Raw genomic sequence first — 17,887 nt, 5'->3', positions numbered from 1 at the left:
GGGAAGGTCAGAGGAGGGCGATCGGGTTGATGGGCGAGCCCACGGCCCCCGTGATCGGCAGCGGCGCCGCCGAGAGCAGGAACTCCCAGCGTCCCGCGGCGGCGCACGTCTCGGCGAGCTCGTCGAGGTTCCACATCTCGCCGATCATCAGGCCCATGTTCGGGATGACGACCTGATGCAGCGGCTGGAACGCCGGCACGTCGAACTCGTTCGGCCGCACTTCGAAGCCCCACGTGTCGGTCGCGATCGCGGCGATCTCGGTGCGGTGCAGCCATCCGGCCGTCGTGAGCGACAGGCCGGGGGCCGGGCCGCCGGCGTACTCGCCCCAGCCCTCGCGCCGCGTGCGCGTGTACTGGCCGGTGCGCACGAGCACGACGTCGCCGCGGCCGACCTGGCTGGTCGCGCCCTGCGCGGCGATCGTCGCCTCGAGGTCGGCGACGGTGATCGCGTGCCCGTCCTCGAGCTCCCCGGTGTCGGGGCGGAGCGCCCGCCCGACGTCCAGCAGCACGCCGCGCCCGACGATCGCCGCGGCGGCGTGCTCGATGCCGGTCACCAGATCGCCGTCGCTCGTGACGACGTCGCCGGCCCGCCGGCCGTTCCACGCGTTGCCGTGATCGAAGATGTGGCCGAGGCCGTCCCACTGGGTGGAGCACTGCAGCGGCATCGCGATGACGTCGTCCGCCCCGCCGATGCCGTGCGGGAAGCCCTGGTTGCCGCGCTCGGCGTCGGTTCCGGTGTCGGTCATCGTGTGCACGGGGTTCGTGCGCCGGCGCCAGCCGCGCTGCGGCCCGTCGGTGTCGAACGCCTGCGCGAGGGAGATCGCGCGGCCGTCGCGCACGAGCGCTGCGGCCGCGGCCCGCATGGCGGGCTCGATGAAGTTGAGGGTGCCCAGGACGTCGTCCTCGCCCCAGCGCCCCCAGTTGCGGTAGGCGTCGGCGCGCGCACCGATCTCGCCCTCGGGGTTGGTGCGGTCGAGGGCGCCCGGGTCTTCGGCGAGCCCGCTCATGCGGCGCCGTTCGCGCCGGGCTCGGCGACGCAGCGGACGACCTGCGTGCCCAGGCCCGCGATCGTGCCGGTCATGACGTCGCCGTCGCGCAGGAACCGCCGCCAATGCTGGCCGTTGCCGGCCGGACTGCCGGTGAGCAGCAGGTCGCCGGGCAGCAGCGGCATGGTCTGCGACGCGCCCGACACGAGCGACGGCACGTCGAAGAGGAGGTCGGACGTCGATGCATCCTGCATCACGTCGCCGTTGAGCTCGAGCCGCACCGCGGTGTCGGCGGGATCGACCGCGGCCGCGGGCACGAGGAACGGGCCGGTGGGCAGGAACCCCGGCGCGTTCTTGCTCCGGTACCAGTCGGTGCCGATCTCCTTCATGTCCTTGCGGAACACGAGGTCGCGCGTCGTGATGTCGTTGACGATCGTGTAACCGGCGACATGGTCGAGCGCGTCCTCGCGGGAGACGCGGAACGCCTCGCGGCCGATGACGACGGCGAGCTCGAGCTCCCAGTCGTGCACCTCGCTGTACGCGGGCAGCACGAGCGGCACGTCGTCGCCGACGACGCACGCGGGAAGGCCGATGAAGAAGTACGGCTCACCGTCGCGGGCGCGCTTGTCCATGAGGTCGGCGGCGAAGGCGCGCGCCTCCTCCGGTGTTCGTTCGGAGTTCTGCGTGAGGCCCGCGGCGACGAGCTCGATGACGTGCTGGCGGTAGTTGGCGCCCGTCTGCAGCACCTGGCGCGGCTCGACGGGCGCGGTCAGGACGACGTCGCTCAGGGCGAGGGAGTCCGCGCCGTCGACGGGGAGGGCGGCCAGGCGGTCCCAGTCGGGCGCCGCGAGGAAGTCGTTCAGCGAGGCGGCGCCGAGCGACGTCGCATCGAGCGGGCGGATGCGCTCGCCTCGGACGAGGCCCAGGCGCACCCCGTCTCCGTCGCGGTAGCGGGCCAGCGCGAAGTCGCCGGTGAAGCGGTCGATGGTCATGTCGTCGGGGTCTCCGTGGCTCGTCGTCGAGTCGGTGTCAGGGGTCGGGCGGTGCGGGCGGCCCTCGCGGGCCGCCCGCACGGCGTCAGCCCCGGCCCTGCTTGGCGTAGGGGTTGAACAGTGCTTCCTTGATCTCGTCCGGGACGCCCTCTTCCGTGGCGCTCGGGCCGTCGGCGGGCGGGAACGACTCGGTCATGGACATCGGCATCGCGCCGTTGCGGTACATGTTGTTCGAGCCCAGCGACGGCTTCCACGTGTTCGCCTCCCAGTCGGGGACGTAGTTGCGGTAGCCACCGGTGTTGAGCTCGATGCGCAGGCTCGAGGGCTCACGGTAGTACAGGAACGTCTGCTCGCCGATGCCGTGGATGTTCGGGCCGTACTCGATCGGGACGCCGTTCTCCATCAGGGTGTCGGCGGCGATGAGGAGCTCTTCGCGCGTGTCGACCCAGAACGCGTAGTGGTTGATGCGGCCGGCACGCGTGGAGCCGTCGAGCACGACCCCGAGGTCGTGCGACTTCTCGTTGGTCGTGAGCACCGAGAACACCGAGATCGGAGCCTCGTCGAGTACCGTGCGGGCCATGAAGCGGAAGCCGAGCACGTCGACATACCACTTCACGAACGCGTCGACGTCGCTCGCGGCGATCGTGACGTGGTCGAGCTGGCGGGGAGCGCCGGCGACGGAGCTGCGCTTCTCGGGACGGTCGGGGAAGATCGACGCGGTGTGCGGCTCGGCGCGGTGGCGCTCGACGTCCCAGTGCAGCGTCATGGGGTGCCCCTGAGGGCCGACGAAGCGGTACGCGCGGCCGATGCCGCGGCCCTCGAACCACTCGCCCTGGATGCCGGCGGCCTCGATGCGGCCGGCCGCCTCCTCGAGGGCCTCGGCCGACGACGTGCGCCACGCCATGGTCTCCAGCGCGGGCTCCGGGCCCTCCGCAACGACCAGCGAGTAGCTGTAGTAGTCGCCCCAGCAGCGGAGGTAGACGCGGTCGTCCTCGCGCGCGACCACCGTCAGACCCACGCGGTTGACGTAGAAGTCCACCGACGCTTCGACGTCGGGAGTCGTGATCGCGACGAACGAGAGATGAGAGAGAAGCTTGATCATCTTCGATCCTTTCCGTGAGACGGCTCGTTCCGACTCTTCTTCCACTATCCGACGGAAGTGCCGAGGCGAGGAAGCCGGATGTGTCGATGCCGAGCATCGACGTCGGTTATGAACCGGCGATGCGCAGCATGTCCTCGACCGTGCGGGCGTCGTCGCGCAGGTCGCGGAGGTCGTCCGGCGCCGATCCGGCCACCACGGCCCCGAGCGCGCGCCGCAGCGCGAGGCGCTCGGCGCCCTCGCGGGACGGCACGGCGGTGTGCCGACCGTCGACGTCGATGCGGGCGACGTCGACGCTGCCGGCCGCCTCGTCCCACGAGACCTCGGTGCGCTCCGCGCCGATGCCGACGAGCGCGCACGCCGCTGCGGCGCCGACGTCCCGCGTCGTGACGGTGATCGACACCGGCACCCCCGCGGGCGTGGACCCGGCGGCCAGGAGGGCACCGGCCGAGCGCGCCGCGCGGTCGATGCGCGCCGGGCCGCCGGCGAGGACGCGGCACCATCCGACGACGTCGCGCAGCCACGTCGCGAGGCCGTGGGCGGGCCCGTCGGCATCGGCGACGATCAGTCGCGGCGCCCGGTCGGGCCCGGCATCCGCGCCCACATCGGCGCGCAGCAGCCGCCGCGCGATCACGAGCGGGATCCGCACATCCTCGAGGGCGTCGGCGGGCGGCGCGAGGCGCGGCTGGGCCACGACGACGCCGACCGCGCCGGCGGATGCGGCTTCCGCGGCGTCCAGCCACCAGCGCCGCGTGCCATCGACCACGACCACGGCGCCTCGCCGCTCGCGGACGAGGCGTACCCGGGGGGCGAGCTCGGCGACCGCCGCCGCGTAGCGGGGAAGGCCCGTGACGACGGGGACGGCGCTCGGGGACGTCACGACGTCATCCCCGCGCGCACGGCCTCGGCCGCCGCATCCGCGATCGCGATCGCCTCCTCGGCATCGGCGAGCAGCTCGGCGTACTCCATCGTGGTGTCGCCGCGCGCAAGGGCGGCGAGCGCGCGCCACTCGGCCTCGTACCCGTCGATGTCTTCGACCGGGAAGGTCGTGATCCGGCCGGAGCCGTCGCGCACCGTCGCGCGCGCACTGCCGGCGTGGACGAACGGGGGCGGGAAGTCGAGGTCGACGCGGTCGCGCCCCATCCCCACGGAGACCCGCCACAGCGTGTCGGCGCCGTCGGGCAGCATGACGGCGCTCAGTCGCACGAGCCCGCCGCCGGTGCGCAGCCCGATGTCGAGACCGATCGGCGGGATCGCGCGCGCGTGGACGATCTCCTCGAACCCGGGCAGGAGGTCGCGGACGAGCGGCAGATCGTGGACGGCGAGGCCGACGACGAGCTGGCGGACCACGCGCGCGCACAGCTGGGGGTCGGAGAAGTCCAGCGGCGGGCGCGCGGCCGTGGTCGGCGTGGACTCCTCGCCCGTGACGAGAGCGTGGTAGCGGGCGTTCGGGGCGAGGGCCATGGTCACGGACACGGTCCGCACGCGCTCCTCGGCCGCGTCGATGTGACGCTTGACCCGCGCCCACAGCGGGTCGAAGAGGTGGTTCGTGCCCACCACGACGAGCGCGCCCGCGTCGGCGCATTCGCGCAGCACGTCCCAGGCCTCGTCGGCGGTGGTGGCGATCGGCTTCTCGCACAGGATGATGCGACGACCGGCGCGCAGGGCTGCCCGGATGTGGGCGGCGTGCAGTTCGGGCGGACTGCAGATGCCGACGACGTCGACGTCCTCGTCGTCGAGCAGCGTCTGGACGTCGCTCGACGCGCGGGCGCCGTGCGCGGCGGCGATGGCGGCCGCGCGCCCGCTGCCGCTGTCGGCGACGTGGACGAGCCGGAAGTCATCGGCGACCCGTGCAAGCGTGGGGGCGTGCAGAGCGGCGACTCCGGGTCCCGCGCCGATGAGGCCGACTCCCCAGGCCATGCCGCCTCCTCGCGGTTGCTCATCCACTTCAGCACGAAAACGGCTGAAGTTTCGTAGAAATCAACCATAGATCGCGCCGTTTCGCCACTTGGGCACGGATGTCATGTCAAAATCGACCATGGCTAGCGGATCCACCCTGCGCTTCGGTGCGCAAACCGACGAGGTCACGAGCCTGCTGCGCATCGTGAACCTGGTGCGCCTCGGAGAGGCGACCACGCGCCCGGAGATCGGCAGGGTCACGGGCCTCGGCCGCGGCGTCGTGTCGCAGCGCGTCGATCTCGCCGTCGAGATGGGCTTCCTCGAAGACGCCGAACTCGGTCCGTCCTCGGGCGGACGCGCGCCGCGGACGCTGCGCTTCCGCTCGGAGCGCGGCCGCATCGTCGTGTGCGCGCTGGGCGCGCTGCACATCCACGCCGGCGTCACCGACCTCGACGGGACGATCCTGGCGGCCGAGCACGTGGGGTGGGACATCGCGCGCGGTCCGCAGGAGACGCTCGCCACGGCGGCCGAGCTCGTCGACGGCCTTCTCGCCGGGCTCGACGACGCCCCGGTGTGGGCCGTCGTGATCGGCCTCCCCGGCCCGGTCGACTTCGAGACCGGGCGCCCCGTCGCCCCGCCGATCATGCCCGGCTGGAACGGCTACGACGTGCGCGGCGCCTTCGAGGAGCGATACGGCGCCCCGGTCTGGGTCGACAACGACGTGAACCTCCTCGCGTGCAGTGAGCGGGCGCGCCGTGGCGCGGAGCATCCGGATCTCATCTACTGCAAGGTCGGCACCGGCATCGGCGCGGGCCTCCTCTCGCGCGGACGCCTGCACCGCGGCGCGAACGGCGCCGCGGGCGACATCGGCCACGTGCGCGTGCCGGGCTCCGAGGCGGCCTGTCGCTGCGGCAAGATCGGCTGCCTCGAGGCGGTGGCGGGCGGGTGGGCGCTCGTCCGCGACGCCGAGGCCGCGCTGGACGAAGGCGCGACCGGCGCGCTCGCGGCCATGCGCGAGCGCGGCACGACGATCGACCCGGAGGCGATCGCGAAGGCCGCCGAGAACGGCGATCCGCTGTCGATCTCGCTGATGCAGCGCGCCGCACGCGTGGTCGGGGAGTCGGTCGCGGCGCTGGTGAACATGTTCAACCCGGGCGTCATCGTCGTCGGCGGCGCGGTCGCGTCGGCGGGCGAGCTCTTCCTCGCCGAGGTCCGTCAGCGCGTGTACGAGCTCTCGCTCCCGCTCGCGACGCGCGACCTCGCGATCGTCCAGTCGGTGAACGACCAGCGCGAGCCCCTGCGCGGCGGCGCGGACCTCGCGCGCGAGCAGCTCTTCGACATCACCTTCCCGCGCTGGTTCGCCGACGGTCGCCCGCGCGCGCTGTCCGTTCCCGCGGTCGATCTGGTTGCCTGACGCACTTTTGCTTTTTTTCGACCTTTCTCGTTAGATTGTCCGCAGAAGCGGCGCGGGCCGCTCCGCCACGAGGAAGTGTGCCGCCATGACCCTGACCGCACTGCGCGAGGATGCGCTGCGCACGACACCCGAGGGATTCGCGCTGCGGCTGTCGCTGCCGTGGATCCGCTCCCTCCCGCTGGCGAGCCTCGTCGATCTCGCCGTCGCGATCGACGGGGCTGCGCCGTCCTCCCTCCTCGTCGCCGTCGGCGACCGCACGCTGACGCCGTCTGCGCTGGCGTTCGAGCGGGGCTGGTGGTTCCTCCAGGACCGTCTCGTCATACGCGGTCGCACGCCGCTCGGACGCGGCGCGCACCGGATCTCGGTGTCGTTCTCCCTGCTCATCCCCTACCTCGACGCCGGGGGCGCCGGGCCGCTGCGCCTGCCGTTCTCCGCCGACGCCGACCTCGTCCCCGATGCCGCGGTGCCCTCGGTCTCGCGCGACGTCGCCTGACCCCGGGAGATCCCGATGACCGCGACCCTTCCCGCCGGCTGGACGCTCGCCGCGAGCGCGTTCAACGTCACGCCGGAGGTGATCCGGGCCGCGCGAGCGGCCCCCGAGCTGGCCCTCTCCCTCATCGACCGCGGCGTGAGCGACACGATCGAGATCGAGCCGGGCCAGATGTGGCGCGGCTTCCCCGCGCCGTCGCCCTCGGAGACGGGCGACTTCCGCGCCGCGCTCGAGAAGCGGGCAGGGCGCGTCAGCATCGTCGGCGGCAGCATCGACGAATGGACGTCGGGCCCGCGCCGTCGCACCGAGGAGGAGCGCTACGCGTTCCTCCTCCCCCAGCTGCACGCGGCCGCGGCGGTCGGCGCCGCAGGCATCCGCGTGCCGATCGGCCAGCCCGGCGCCGAGCTCGTCGATCGGCTGCTTCCCGTCCTCGACGAACTCGACCTGATCCTCTTCGAGGAGGTTCAGGGTCGGCAGACGCCGGCGGATGCGGCGCACGCGGCGGCGTACGACGACATCATCCGTCGCGATCACCCGCGGCTCCGCCTGCTGCTGGATATCAGCATGCTCATGCCGGCGCTTCCCGAGACCTATCTCGCCGAACTCGAGCGCGGCGGCGTCTCGGCGGACCTCGTCGGTCGACTGCGCACCGACTGGGCCGACCCGGCCACGCAGGGTGCCGTGTTCGCCGAGCTCGGCGCGGGGCGCGTGCCGCCGGCGGTGCACACGCTCTTCATGGATCTCGTGGTGCGCTTCGGGCGCTCCCGTGTCGCGGAGATCGCCGACGTCCTGCCGTGGGTGGGCGCGGTGCATCTGAAGTTCTGGGACCTCGACGACGCGGACGACCGCGTCTCGGCCCCGATCCGCGAGCTCGCTCCCGCGCTGCGGGCCTCCGGGTTCGCCGGCACGCTGTGCAGCGAGTGGGGCGGGCACGAGTGGCTCGAGGAAGACCCGTGGGATATGACGCGCCGTCACCTGGCGCTCGCGGTCGACGCCCTCGCAGACGGCCTCAGCACACATCCCCATCCCGACGAAGCGAGAGCACGATGACCACGGACGTCGCACGACCCCCCATCAAGTGGAGCTACATGGACCACTGGCGCGCACAGGGACCGGCCGGCCCCTACGACCAGTGGCAGTCGCGCGTGGCCATGAAGCGCTTCCTCCAGCAGGTGGCCGCGGTCGGCTTCGACGCGATCGACACGTTCGACTTCCGCATCTGGCAGATTTTCGAGCAGTACGGCTCGGTCGCGAACTACCAGGAGTTCGTGCAGGAGCAGGGCCTCGAGCGCATCGTGAACACGTTCCACGGCGTGTACTACACCCCCGACCGCTACGCCCCCGAGGTGCCGGCGACGCACGCGACGATCCTCGAGGACTTCCAGCGCACGATGGACATGTGGTCGGGCATCCAGCTTGACAACATCATCGTCATGCCGGGGTCGCGGTACTTCGACGAGGCGGGGGTGCCCGACGACGGCCTGAAGCACGCCGCCGACATCTGGGGGAAGGTGGGCGAGCTGACCCAGCAGTACGGCGTCAACCTCACGTGCCATCACGAGTTCTACGCCGGCATCCGCACGCGCGATCAGATCGATCGGTTCTACTCCTACGCCGATCCGCGCTACGTGAAGTTCTTCGTCGACACCGCGCAGCACTGCATCGCCGACGTCGACCCCGTCGGCGTGTACGAGGCGCACCACGAGCGGGTCACCGGGTTCCACTTCAAGGACACGCGGTATAAGGACACGAACGAGGACTACCGGATGTTCCCCGACGCCGAAGTGTCGGCCAAGACCACGGAGAAGTGGTTCTACGAGATGGGCACCGACGAGGGCCTCGTCGACTTCGAGGCGATGGTGCGCTCCGTGCGCGACCACGGCTACACGGGCTGGATCAGCGTCGAGCACGACAAGGCCGACAAGCTCGGCGGCGATTATGCGGAGAGCACCGCGATCGCCCGCTGGTACGCGAAGAACGTTCTCGACGGCATCTACAACGAAGGGGCGGCTCGATGAGCGACGTGCGCTGGGCCTACGCCATCAATCAGTGGGACACCAACATCGACTCGTTCGTGCGCAAGCGTGAGCACGAGAGGGCGTTCAAGACGGCGTCGATCAGCGGGTTCGCGGGGATCGAACTCACCGCCGTGAGCTTCGGCGCATGGGAGCCGCTCGGCTCCCCCAAGGAGCTCGCCGACCTCTACGGCTCGGTGGAGGAGTTCAGGGACGTGCTCGCCGCGTGCGCCATCGAGGCCGTCAGCAGCTATGTCTACGATCCCGCCGTCGGGTTCGAGGTCGAGATGGGGCGCGGCCCCGACCCGCTCGATGCGGCATCGGTGGACCAGATCGTCCGCACGGCCCGCTGGTTCGCCGACGCCGTCCACCGTCTCGGCGGTGACGTGCTGGTCGTGCGGGCCGCACCCTCGGCGTGGCAGACGGGTGTGCTGTCGGACGAGCAGATCGGCGTGCTCGCGACCCTGTGGAACGCCGTCGGCGCGGCGATCGCCGCCGACGGCGTGAAGCTCGGCCTGCATGTCGACTTCCTCTCGGCGCTGCGTCTCGGTGACGGCATCGAGCGTCTCCTCGCCGCGACGGATGCCGCGACGGTGGGCCTCGCGATCGACACCGCCGAGTACGCGATCGCGGGCATCGACCCCGTGGCGTTCTACCGTGCCCACGCGGACCGGGTCGTGCACGTACAGCTGAAGGACGCGCGCGAAACGGTCGACGACGCGGAGGCCAGTACCCCGCACGCCGAGCAGTTCATCAAGACCGAGGGCGGGGCCCGCCGCATCCTCCGCTGGTTCTACGAGCCGAGCGACGAGCGTGCGCTCGTGGACTTCGAGGGTTTCGTGGGCGCGCTCGCCGAGCACGGCTACCGCGGCTGGATCGTCGTCGAGTCCGACCAGAGCCCCCATCCTGCCGAGAGCACGATGGTCAGCGGATGGTACGTGCAGAAGGTGCTGCGGCCGATCCTCGAGGGTGCCGCCGTCCCCGCCTGACCGGCGGTCAGCGGGGCTGCAGGCCGGCCGCGCGGTAGATGTCGTCGACGACGCGCATCGTGCCGACGCCCCGGTCGGCGTCGAGGATGCTGGGGACGCCCTCCCGCAGGGCGTCGCGCAGGTGCTCCAGCTGGCGGATGTAGCTGTTCTCGGTCGGATCCACGGCCTCCGAGAGGAGCTCGTCCGCGCCCGAGGCGACACGGAGGGTCGCTCCCCACTGCGGCACGATGACGCTCGTCGCCTCGAGCTCGGCCGCCGATCCCGAGACGTGCAGGCGCATCGCACCCGTGTCGTCGCCGAGGAACGACGACCGCACGCGCGCGGTCGCACCGTCGGGCAGACGCAGGACGGCGTCGGTCTGCAGGTCGATGCGGGGGTCGGCGTCGTACGTCACCGCGGACGCCGACTCGACGACCGGCTCGCCGAAGGCGGCGCGCAGCAGGTCGACCGCGTAGCATCCGACATCCATCACGGCGCCGCCGGCGAGGTCGCCGTCCAAGCGGATGTTCCCCGGCTTCACGACGAAGTGCGGGATGCTGAAGTCGATCTCGGCCGCCTGGATCTCTCCGAGCACGCCCGAATCGATCACCTCGAGCAGCCGCTGCGTGAACGGATGCAGCCGGTAGTGGAAGCCGACGAAGGCGCGCCGGCCGGTCTCGGCGGCGACGGCGGCGATGCGCGCGGCCGTCGCGCCGTTCGCGGACAGCGGCTTCTCGCACAGGACGTGCTTGCCCGCGCGCAGCGCCGCCTCCGCCCACCGCGCGTGGACGATCGGCGGCAGTGCGAGGTAGACGAGGTCGACATCCGGATCGGACAGCACGGTGTCGTAGTCGCCGGACACGGGGACGGACAGACGCGCCGCGAGCGCCGCCGCACGCTCGGGATCGCGCGCGCCGATCGCGCGCACCTCGACGCCGTCGACCGCGTGGGCCGGCTCCACCATGGCGCGCTCGGCGATGCCGCCCGCGCCGAGGATGCCGACGCGCACCGCCGTACTCACCCCTCGCCGTTGTAGTACGGCCACGGGTTGAAGCGCCGCTCGCCGCGCCGGTCGGGTCCGGTGAGCGACACCTCGCCGGTCGCGGCCCACTCGACCCCCCGCGGGAACATCCGGATGAACTCGATGCGCCGGAAGGTGTCGATGTCGTGCCCGATCGTGATGGTGAACGACCGGCCCGCGCCGTACTCGTTGATCCACGCGATCGGCTGGTCGGTGTTCATGCCGTTCAGCTCGGCGATCCCGCCCTCGGGGATGACGACCGGGTAGTGCGACATGGGCCACACGGGCGCCTTCTCGTACGACTCGAGGTCGTCGAAGGTCGTCAGGAGCACCTGCGCGCCGTCGTACAGATCGACACCCGTGAGGATGTCGTCGCCGGTGACCGTCCAGGTCTCGCTGATCCCCTCGGTGATCGGATGCCGCGGCTCGGTGGTGCGCAGCAGCGCCTCTCCCCACGGCCGGGGCCGCAGTCCCGTCTCATAGGCGCTGAGCTTCGCGCCGCGCATGACGTTGTACTCCTCCGGGTAGCCCCAGCGGTCCTCCTGGGCGGCCGACCCGTGGAACCACACGATTCCCTTGCCGTCGTCGTGGACGAACTTCAGGATCGCGGCGTCGGTCTCGGCGCCGAAGCCGACGGCCTTCTCGAAGAAGCCGTCACGCCCCTCGAAGACGACGATGAGCACGTCGTACTTGTCGATGACCGCCGCGGGGAGGCCGCGCGGGTCTTCGACCACGCGGACCTTGAAGCGCCCGGTGTCTTCGAGCAGCGTGGTGATCCACTCGTTGTGCTTTCGGAAGCTGCGGAAGGCGTTGTCATGCTCGATGGTCATGTGACCGGAGAGGATGAGGACGTTCAGGACATCGGCCACGTCGGTGGGACCTTTCTGAGCGCGTGCGCGCGTCACTTGGAGCTGAAGGCGGCGTCGAAGAGTTGGTGGGGTGGGGTGATCTGGGCGAGTGTGCGGACGAAGGCGAGGGCTTCGGGGCCGCCGACAAGGCGGTCCATGCCGGCGTCCTCCCATTCGACGGAGGTGGGGCCGTCGTATCCGATCGCGTTGAGGGCGCGGAAGATCGGCTCCCACGGCACCGCGCCGTGCCCGGTGGACACGAACGTCCACCCCCGCCGCGGGTTGTCCCAGGACAGGTGCGAGCCGAGGACACCGTTGCGGCCGTCGAGGTTGGTGACGGACTCCTTGCAGTGCACGTGGAAGATGTGCTCCGCGAAATCCAGCACGAACGCCACCGAGTCCAGCTGCTGCCACACGAAGTGCGACGGGTCGAAGTTGAACCCGAAACTGCCCCGGTGCCCGATCGCTTCCAGGGTGCGCTTGGCGGTCCAGTAGTCGTACGCGATCTCCGAGGGGTGCACCTCGAGCGCGAACCGCACCCCGACCTGTTCGAACACGTCCAGGATCGGATTCCACCGCTCCGCGAAGTCCGCGTACCCGGCGTCGATCATCTCCTGCGAAGCGGGCGGGAACATCGCCACGTACTTCCAGATGCTCGACCCGCTGAACCCGGTCACCGTGGACACGCCCAAGGCTGCGGCCATCCGGGCGGTGTCCTTCAGATCCTCCGCCGCCCGCGCCCGCACCCCCTCCGGGTCGCCGTCGCCCCACACCCGGTCCGAGAGGATGTCGCGGTGACGCTGATCGATCGGGTCATCGCACACCGCCTGCCCCGTCAGATGGTTCGCGATCGCGAACACTCCCAACCCGTTGCGCTCCAGGACGTCCTTGCGGGACTGCACATACGCCGCGTCATCCCACCGCGACACATCCAGATGATCCCCCCAGCACGCGATCTCCAACCCGTCATACCCCCACTCACCAGCAAGACGAGCCACCTCCTCGAACGGCAGATCAGCCCACTGACCGGTGAACAACGTGATCGGACGAGACATGGTTCTCCTTCGAGACGAGGGATGCGTGCGGAATCAGGAAACGAGGACGGGCGCACCGACCGGCGTCCACGCGCCGTCGTGCTCGCTGCTGCGCTCGACGGCGTCGAGCACGCGCTGGACCGACAGGCCCTCGGCGAACGACGGATGCGGCTGCGTGCCGTCGGCGATCGCCGTCACCAGGTCGACGACCTGGTGTGTGAAGCCGTGCTCGTACCCGAGCATGTGGCCCGCCGGCCACCATGCCGCGACGTACGGATGCACCGGCTCGGTCACGAGGATCTGCGTGAAGCCCTGCCGATCGGCGGGAGCGGTGCGGTCGTAGAAGCGCAGCGAGTTGAGGTCTTCGAGGTCGAACGCGAGCGCGCCGCGATCGCCGGACACCTCGATCGTCAGGGCGTTCTTGCGACCGGTCGCGAAGCGGGTGGCCTCGAACGACGCGAGCGCACCGCCCGACAGGCGCCCCGTGAAGATCGCGAGGTCGTCGACCGTGACGTCGCCGACGCCGGCGCCGGCCGTCCCGGACAGGCCCGAGCCCGCCTCCTGCAGCGGACGCTGCTTCACGATCGTCTCGAGGACGCCCGTCACCCGATCGACCGTCTGGCCGGTGACGAACTGCGCCATGTCGATGATGTGCGCGCCGATGTCGCCGAGCGCGCCCGAGCCCGCGTGCTCCTTCTGGAGGCGCCACGCGAGCGGCATCTCGGGGTCCACGAGCCAGTCCTGGCGGTAGGCGGCGCGCACCTGCTGCACGCGGCCGATCACGCCCTCCGCGATCAGATCGCGCAGGAGCGTCACCGCGGGAACGCGGCGGTAGGTGAAGCCGACCATGCTCCGGATGCCGCGCTCCGCGGCACGCTCGGCGGCCTCGGCCATCGCCTCGGCCTCCGCGACCGTGTTGGCCAGCGGCTTCTCGCACAGCACGTGCTTGCCCGCCTGAAGCGCCGCGATCGCGACCTCGGCGTGCGAATCACCCGGCGTCACGATGTCCACGACATCGATGTCGTCCCGCGCGATCACCGCACGCCAATCCGTCGCCGACTCCGCCCACCCCCACTTCGCCGCCGCATCCGCCACCGCCTGCGCATTGCGCCCGACCACCACCGCCATCTCCACCGCACGCGGCAGATCGAACACGTGGGGCGCCTGACGCCAGCCCACCGAGTGGGCGGCGCCCATGAAGCCGTAGCCGATCATGGCGACGCGCAGCGGCCGGCCGGTCGAGGCGGATGCGACGGTCATGCCAGGACCAGTTCGCGCTCGACCGGCACGCGGTTGGTGACGTAGCGGCCGGGGCCGCCGTCGACGCCGGGCATGATCTGCATGTAGAGAAGGCGCATCGTCAGGACGATCTCGACCGTGACGGTCTCGCCGGCGGCGGGCACCTCGTCGAGGTGGATGAGCACGTCGGGACGATCGGCGACGAACCACAGGGTGTCGTACTGCTCCGGCAGCTCCTCGATGCGGTACTCGCGGCCCTCGAGCGCGAAGCGGAGATCCGCCTTCGGCACGGGCACGCCGTTGACCGTGGCCGCGACGTCGTCGACGGCCGAGAGCCACAGGCTCCGGTACCAGGGCAGCTGCAGCGAGACGGCGAGACCGTCGTCGGTGCGGCGGACGTCCTTCTCGGCGAAGAGGGAGTTGTGGGTTGCCATGGCGTCTCCTAGGCGAACGTGTCGGTGAAGTGGTCGTGCTTGACCGGCGGAACCGGCTCGAGCTTCTGCACGGTCTCGGGGCTGTACGGGTGGTTGGTGTCGGGCACGGGCTCGTCGGCCGGCGGCATGAACACGGGCTTGCCGTCGTCGCCGAAGTACATGAGGTCCAGGTCGAACGCGCCCTGGTTCTTCAGGCCGAAGCTCACCCAGTTCTCCTCGAACGGCGCGCGGGCGAGCTCGTAGCAGCGGAACTTCCAGAACTTCCATTCGCCGTCCTGCTTGAGGAAGTCGATGGCGTACTTGCACCACACCCAGTGCGCCCAGACCTTCTTGCCGAGCACCTCCTGCGGCGAGTACATGTCGGGGAACGCCTCGGCGACCTTCGGGTCGGTGAGGCCGGACTCCGTGCCGGCCATCATCCACACGCCCTTGGCGGTCTGCCCGTCGCCGGCGACCTCGATGACCGGGGTCGTCGTCGCGTGCAGGATGAGCTTGCCGACGGGGTGCGGCCGGTCGCGGTGGTAGCGCGTGACGCTCTCCCACGTCGTGTACTGGCCGGCGTTGGTGTAGCGGGCGCGGATGCCCTCCGTGCCTTCCTTCACCCACAGCGGGATGATCTGCTCGTCCTCGAAGGCGTTGTGCAGGTACATGTAGCGGTTGAACAGGTTCTCCACCTCGCCGCGGTCCTCGGCACGCTGGGCGAGGCGTCGCGCATCGGCGACCTCCTCGCGCAGGCGGGCGAGCTCCGCGGTGATCTCGGCCAGCGACGTCTCGGCGACGGTGTCGGACATGCGTTCTCTTCCTGTCTTCTCGGTGGTGTCAGGCCGGCTGACGCTCGGCGACGACGTCCTCGATGGTCTTGCGCATGAGCGCGTGCTGCTTCTTGACGAGATCGATCGGGTCGGCCTCGCCGAGGTCGGCGAACGCGTGGCCCTCCCACTCGCTCGACAGGTAGCCCTGATAGCCGCCCTCGACGAACTGGCGCACGATGCGGGGGATGTCCATCGCCGGCTCCTGACCGTCGGCGTCGATGTCGTAGAACTTGGCGTGAACGTGGAAGATCTGCGGCATGATGTCGAGCCACTCCTCCGGCGGCACGAGCCCATGCATGTTGAACGCGAGCCGCGTGAACGGCCCGAACCGCAGGAAGTCGACGCCCTCGCCGGAGAGGTAGTCCTCGAACTTCTGGTTCCGCACGTGCATCGGCGTCGGCTCGTGCCAGATCTCCTCCATGACGGGGAAGTGCTTCTCGTCCATGCCCATCTGCGCGAGCGTGCGCAGCAGCGTCGGCGAGAGGCTGTGCATCGTGGAGGAGAAGTCGGCGGTGAAGCCGAGCCGCTCGCTCTGCAGCTCGTCGTAGACCTCGCGGATCTCGACGATCTTCGGGTCGTTCGGGCCGACCGGCGCGTGGATCTCGTAGCCCAGGTACTGGTCGTATTTCTCGGCGAGCGGCAAGAGGCTGCGCAGCAGCTCCTTGCCCGCCGAGCGGATGACGACTTTCGTGAAACCGAGCGTGTGCGCGGTCTTCAGCTGGCGCGCGAAGAAGTCGTGCTCCTCGTCGGGAGTCATGTCGCGATCCTTGCGACGCCCCATGTCGAGGTTCGTGCCCACGGCGCTGGCCTCGAGGCCGTACTTCTCGAGCGAGTCGAACCACAGCTTCACGAACGCGTCGTCGACGTCGGGGTACGTGCGCAGCAGCTGCGCGATGTTGAACTCGACGCCCGGGCCGATGCCCTCGTCGGCGACGGCCTTGATGAGGGTCTCGGGCGTGTAGAGCCCTGCCGCGAATTCGCTCGTCATGGAGTAGAGGGTCGTACCGAGCTTGATGCCGGTGCCGGCGATGCCGTCGCTCATCATGCGTCCTTTCCGGTGCGCACGGCGTGCGCGAGGTGGGTGTCGAGGATGCGGCGCGCTTCCGCGGCATCCGTGATCATGCGGGACCCGGCGGCCTCGGCCGCCGCGCGCTGGACCGCCTGCTCGTCGCGGATGATCTCGAAGGGGTTCTGCCAGTGGTTCCAGTGCCAGCCCTCGTACTCACTCGAGATCGCGCCGCTGTACCCGTTCTCCACGAGCAGCGTGACGAGGTCGGCGACCGGCACGGAGGGCTCCTGGTGGTTCTCGTCGATGCCGAAGAACTTCCCGTGCACGTGACGGATCCACGGCATGATCTCGAGCCAGTCGTCCACGCGCGCCGGTCCGAACAGCCCCGTGCCGTTGATGCCCATGTCGATGCCGAGGTCGGGGCGCCCGTGCTGGTGGGCGAGTCCGATGAAGCGGCCGAAGCGCTGTCCGTGCTCGGCCTGGTCGGCCGGCGGGCCCTGCTCGTAGAAGTCGTTCCACAGCTGCACGACCGCTGCCAGCAGCTCCTCCGAGGCGCCGCGACGGCGGTACGCCTCGATGAGCGACGGCGCGAAGCCCGAGACGGTCGCCCCCCAGTCCATCGTGAAGCCGAGGAAGGGCGAGCCGACCTCCTCGTACCGGTCGCGCAGCGCGAGGATGCGCGGGTGCGAGGCGTACTGGTCGGCGTGCACCTCGAGAGCGAGGGTCACGCCGTAGTCCTCGGCGATCGGGGCGAGCTGCGCCATCGAGTCGGGCGTGAGCGAGATCTGCACGCGCGCGATCGGGAATCCGAGCTTCGCGGCGGCGGCGATCTGCCGGCGCATGTACTCGATGAGCTCGTCCTGGTTCAGCAGGCGGTCGCGGTGGATGCCGATGTCGGCGTTGACCGCGAGCGACGTGCGCACGAGGCCGACCTCGTCGATGAGGTCGGAGAAGCGGCCGGCGAACGCGTCGTCGATGTCGGGGAAGCCGCGGAAGCTCGAGAACCCGATGATCTCGAGGCCCGGCCCGTAGCCCTCGTCGGCGACCTTGCGGATCAGCTGCTCCAGGTCGTACTCGCGGCCGTGGAAGGCGCGTGTGAAGCTGTACAGCGTGACGCCCTGGATCGGCGTGCCCGATCCCTCAGCCTGCTGAACGGTCATGCGCCGACCTCCTCGTGGGTGCGCGCGGTCATCGTCTTGGTGTCGCGCTCCTCGATGTGGAGCACCTCGCTGTCCGAGATGATGATGTAGGGGATGTAGAGGACGAGCTCGACGGTGACCTCGTGCTCGGCCTCCGCGCCGACGGCGAGATCGCCGGAGAGCACCGCGGAGTCGACCGGGAACCACCACTCGTCGGTGGTGGTGGCGAGCTCGTCGAACGTGAAGTCGCGGCCGTTCATACGCCAGCGGAGGGACTCCTTCGGCGCCTCGACGCCGTCGACCGTCAGCGTGGCGCCGCCGATGCACGAGCCGGGGAGGGCGCGGTACCAGGGCAGCCGCACCTCGACGCTCGCGCGGCGGCCATCGGTCGTCAGCGTTCCCTGCTCGATGATGCGATCCGGGATCACGAGGTCCTCCTCGAGGGGGCGGCTTCCGCCGCGGACATCTTTGTCATGATTTCTCCACACT

At 70.5% G+C, this 17,887-nt stretch carries 19 protein-coding genes; 5 read left to right on the top strand and 14 right to left on the bottom strand.

What is annotated here, in order from left to right:
- Positions 1-7: 7 nt before the first annotated feature.
- The 5 genes from EI169_RS02335 to EI169_RS02315 form a co-directional block, all read right to left on the bottom strand.
- Entirely contained in the window at positions 8-1,006 is a 999-nt protein-coding gene (locus EI169_RS02335) for a cyclase family protein (protein ID WP_125130633.1), read from the bottom strand.
- The gene (locus EI169_RS02330; protein WP_125130631.1) at positions 1,003-1,977 is read right to left on the bottom strand and encodes a fumarylacetoacetate hydrolase family protein; all 975 of its coding nucleotides are present in this window, start codon (positions 1,975-1,977) and stop codon (positions 1,003-1,005) included. The genes EI169_RS02335 and EI169_RS02330 overlap by 4 nt, the downstream gene beginning before the upstream one ends.
- 85 nt (positions 1,978-2,062) lie before the next feature.
- Positions 2,063-3,079: a VOC family protein gene (locus EI169_RS02325; RefSeq protein WP_125130629.1), complete on the bottom strand. Its 1,017-nt coding sequence runs from the start codon at positions 3,077-3,079 to the stop codon at positions 2,063-2,065.
- Between the two features lie 106 nt (positions 3,080-3,185).
- The gene (locus EI169_RS02320) at positions 3,186-3,956 is read right to left on the bottom strand and encodes a hypothetical protein (protein ID WP_125130628.1); all 771 of its coding nucleotides are present in this window, start codon (positions 3,954-3,956) and stop codon (positions 3,186-3,188) included.
- Positions 3,953-4,996, bottom strand: a complete 1,044-nt coding sequence (locus tag EI169_RS02315; protein ID WP_125130626.1) for a Gfo/Idh/MocA family oxidoreductase — start codon at positions 4,994-4,996, stop codon at positions 3,953-3,955. The genes EI169_RS02320 and EI169_RS02315 overlap by 4 nt, the downstream gene beginning before the upstream one ends.
- 118 nt (positions 4,997-5,114) lie before the next feature.
- On the opposite strand from EI169_RS02315, the gene EI169_RS02310 reads away from it, so the two are divergent.
- The 5 genes from EI169_RS02310 to EI169_RS02290 all read left to right on the top strand — a co-directional run bounded on the left by EI169_RS02310 (position 5,115) and on the right by EI169_RS02290 (position 9,883).
- The gene (locus EI169_RS02310; RefSeq protein WP_125130624.1) at positions 5,115-6,389 is read left to right on the top strand and encodes an ROK family protein; all 1,275 of its coding nucleotides are present in this window, start codon (positions 5,115-5,117) and stop codon (positions 6,387-6,389) included.
- Between the two features lie 85 nt (positions 6,390-6,474).
- On the top strand, positions 6,475-6,882 hold the full coding sequence (locus EI169_RS02305; RefSeq protein WP_125130622.1) for a hypothetical protein: 408 nt from the start codon (positions 6,475-6,477) through the stop codon (positions 6,880-6,882).
- Between the two features lie 15 nt (positions 6,883-6,897).
- On the top strand, positions 6,898-7,929 hold the full coding sequence (locus EI169_RS02300) for a restriction endonuclease subunit R (RefSeq protein ID WP_125130620.1): 1,032 nt from the start codon (positions 6,898-6,900) through the stop codon (positions 7,927-7,929).
- Complete coding sequence (locus EI169_RS02295) at positions 7,926-8,897, top strand: sugar phosphate isomerase/epimerase family protein (RefSeq protein WP_125130619.1); 972 nt, start codon at positions 7,926-7,928, stop codon at positions 8,895-8,897. The genes EI169_RS02300 and EI169_RS02295 overlap by 4 nt, the downstream gene beginning before the upstream one ends.
- On the top strand, positions 8,894-9,883 hold the full coding sequence (locus tag EI169_RS02290; RefSeq protein ID WP_125130617.1) for a sugar phosphate isomerase/epimerase: 990 nt from the start codon (positions 8,894-8,896) through the stop codon (positions 9,881-9,883). Before EI169_RS02295 ends, EI169_RS02290 begins: the two co-directional genes overlap by 4 nt.
- A 7-nt stretch (positions 9,884-9,890) precedes the next feature.
- Here the strand turns inward: EI169_RS02290 and EI169_RS02285 are convergent, their stop codons facing one another.
- The 9 genes from EI169_RS02285 to EI169_RS02245 are packed head-to-tail and all read right to left on the bottom strand — an operon-like array spanning position 9,891 to position 17,826.
- On the bottom strand, positions 9,891-10,883 hold the full coding sequence (locus EI169_RS02285) for a Gfo/Idh/MocA family oxidoreductase (protein WP_240640568.1): 993 nt from the start codon (positions 10,881-10,883) through the stop codon (positions 9,891-9,893).
- The gene (locus EI169_RS02280; protein WP_125130615.1) at positions 10,880-11,752 is read right to left on the bottom strand and encodes a ThuA domain-containing protein; all 873 of its coding nucleotides are present in this window, start codon (positions 11,750-11,752) and stop codon (positions 10,880-10,882) included. Before EI169_RS02280 ends, EI169_RS02285 begins: the two co-directional genes overlap by 4 nt.
- Before the next feature lie 32 nt (positions 11,753-11,784).
- Entirely contained in the window at positions 11,785-12,786 is a 1,002-nt protein-coding gene (locus EI169_RS02275) for a sugar phosphate isomerase/epimerase family protein (RefSeq protein WP_125130613.1), read from the bottom strand.
- Between the two features lie 33 nt (positions 12,787-12,819).
- The gene (locus tag EI169_RS02270) at positions 12,820-13,980 is read right to left on the bottom strand and encodes a Gfo/Idh/MocA family oxidoreductase (protein ID WP_125133284.1); all 1,161 of its coding nucleotides are present in this window, start codon (positions 13,978-13,980) and stop codon (positions 12,820-12,822) included.
- A gap of 41 nt (positions 13,981-14,021) precedes the next feature.
- Positions 14,022-14,438 (bottom strand): DUF6379 domain-containing protein, encoded by a 417-nt coding sequence (locus EI169_RS02265; protein ID WP_125130611.1) that lies wholly within the window; start codon positions 14,436-14,438, stop codon positions 14,022-14,024.
- 8 nt (positions 14,439-14,446) lie between these two features.
- Positions 14,447-15,229: a nuclear transport factor 2 family protein gene (locus EI169_RS02260; protein ID WP_125130609.1), complete on the bottom strand. Its 783-nt coding sequence runs from the start codon at positions 15,227-15,229 to the stop codon at positions 14,447-14,449.
- A gap of 28 nt (positions 15,230-15,257) precedes the next feature.
- Positions 15,258-16,292: a sugar phosphate isomerase gene (locus EI169_RS02255; RefSeq protein WP_125130607.1), complete on the bottom strand. Its 1,035-nt coding sequence runs from the start codon at positions 16,290-16,292 to the stop codon at positions 15,258-15,260.
- On the bottom strand, positions 16,292-17,419 hold the full coding sequence (locus tag EI169_RS02250; RefSeq protein ID WP_125130605.1) for a sugar phosphate isomerase/epimerase: 1,128 nt from the start codon (positions 17,417-17,419) through the stop codon (positions 16,292-16,294). Before EI169_RS02250 ends, EI169_RS02255 begins: the two co-directional genes overlap by 1 nt.
- On the bottom strand, positions 17,416-17,826 hold the full coding sequence (locus EI169_RS02245; RefSeq protein WP_125130603.1) for a DUF6379 domain-containing protein: 411 nt from the start codon (positions 17,824-17,826) through the stop codon (positions 17,416-17,418). Before EI169_RS02245 ends, EI169_RS02250 begins: the two co-directional genes overlap by 4 nt.
- Between the last annotated feature and the right edge of the window lie 61 nt (positions 17,827-17,887).

The sequence above is a fragment of the Microbacterium sp. 10M-3C3 genome (assembly GCF_003931875.1).
Taxonomy (GTDB): domain Bacteria; phylum Actinomycetota; class Actinomycetes; order Actinomycetales; family Microbacteriaceae; genus Microbacterium.
This window is presented reverse-complemented; position numbering and strand designations above follow the sequence as displayed.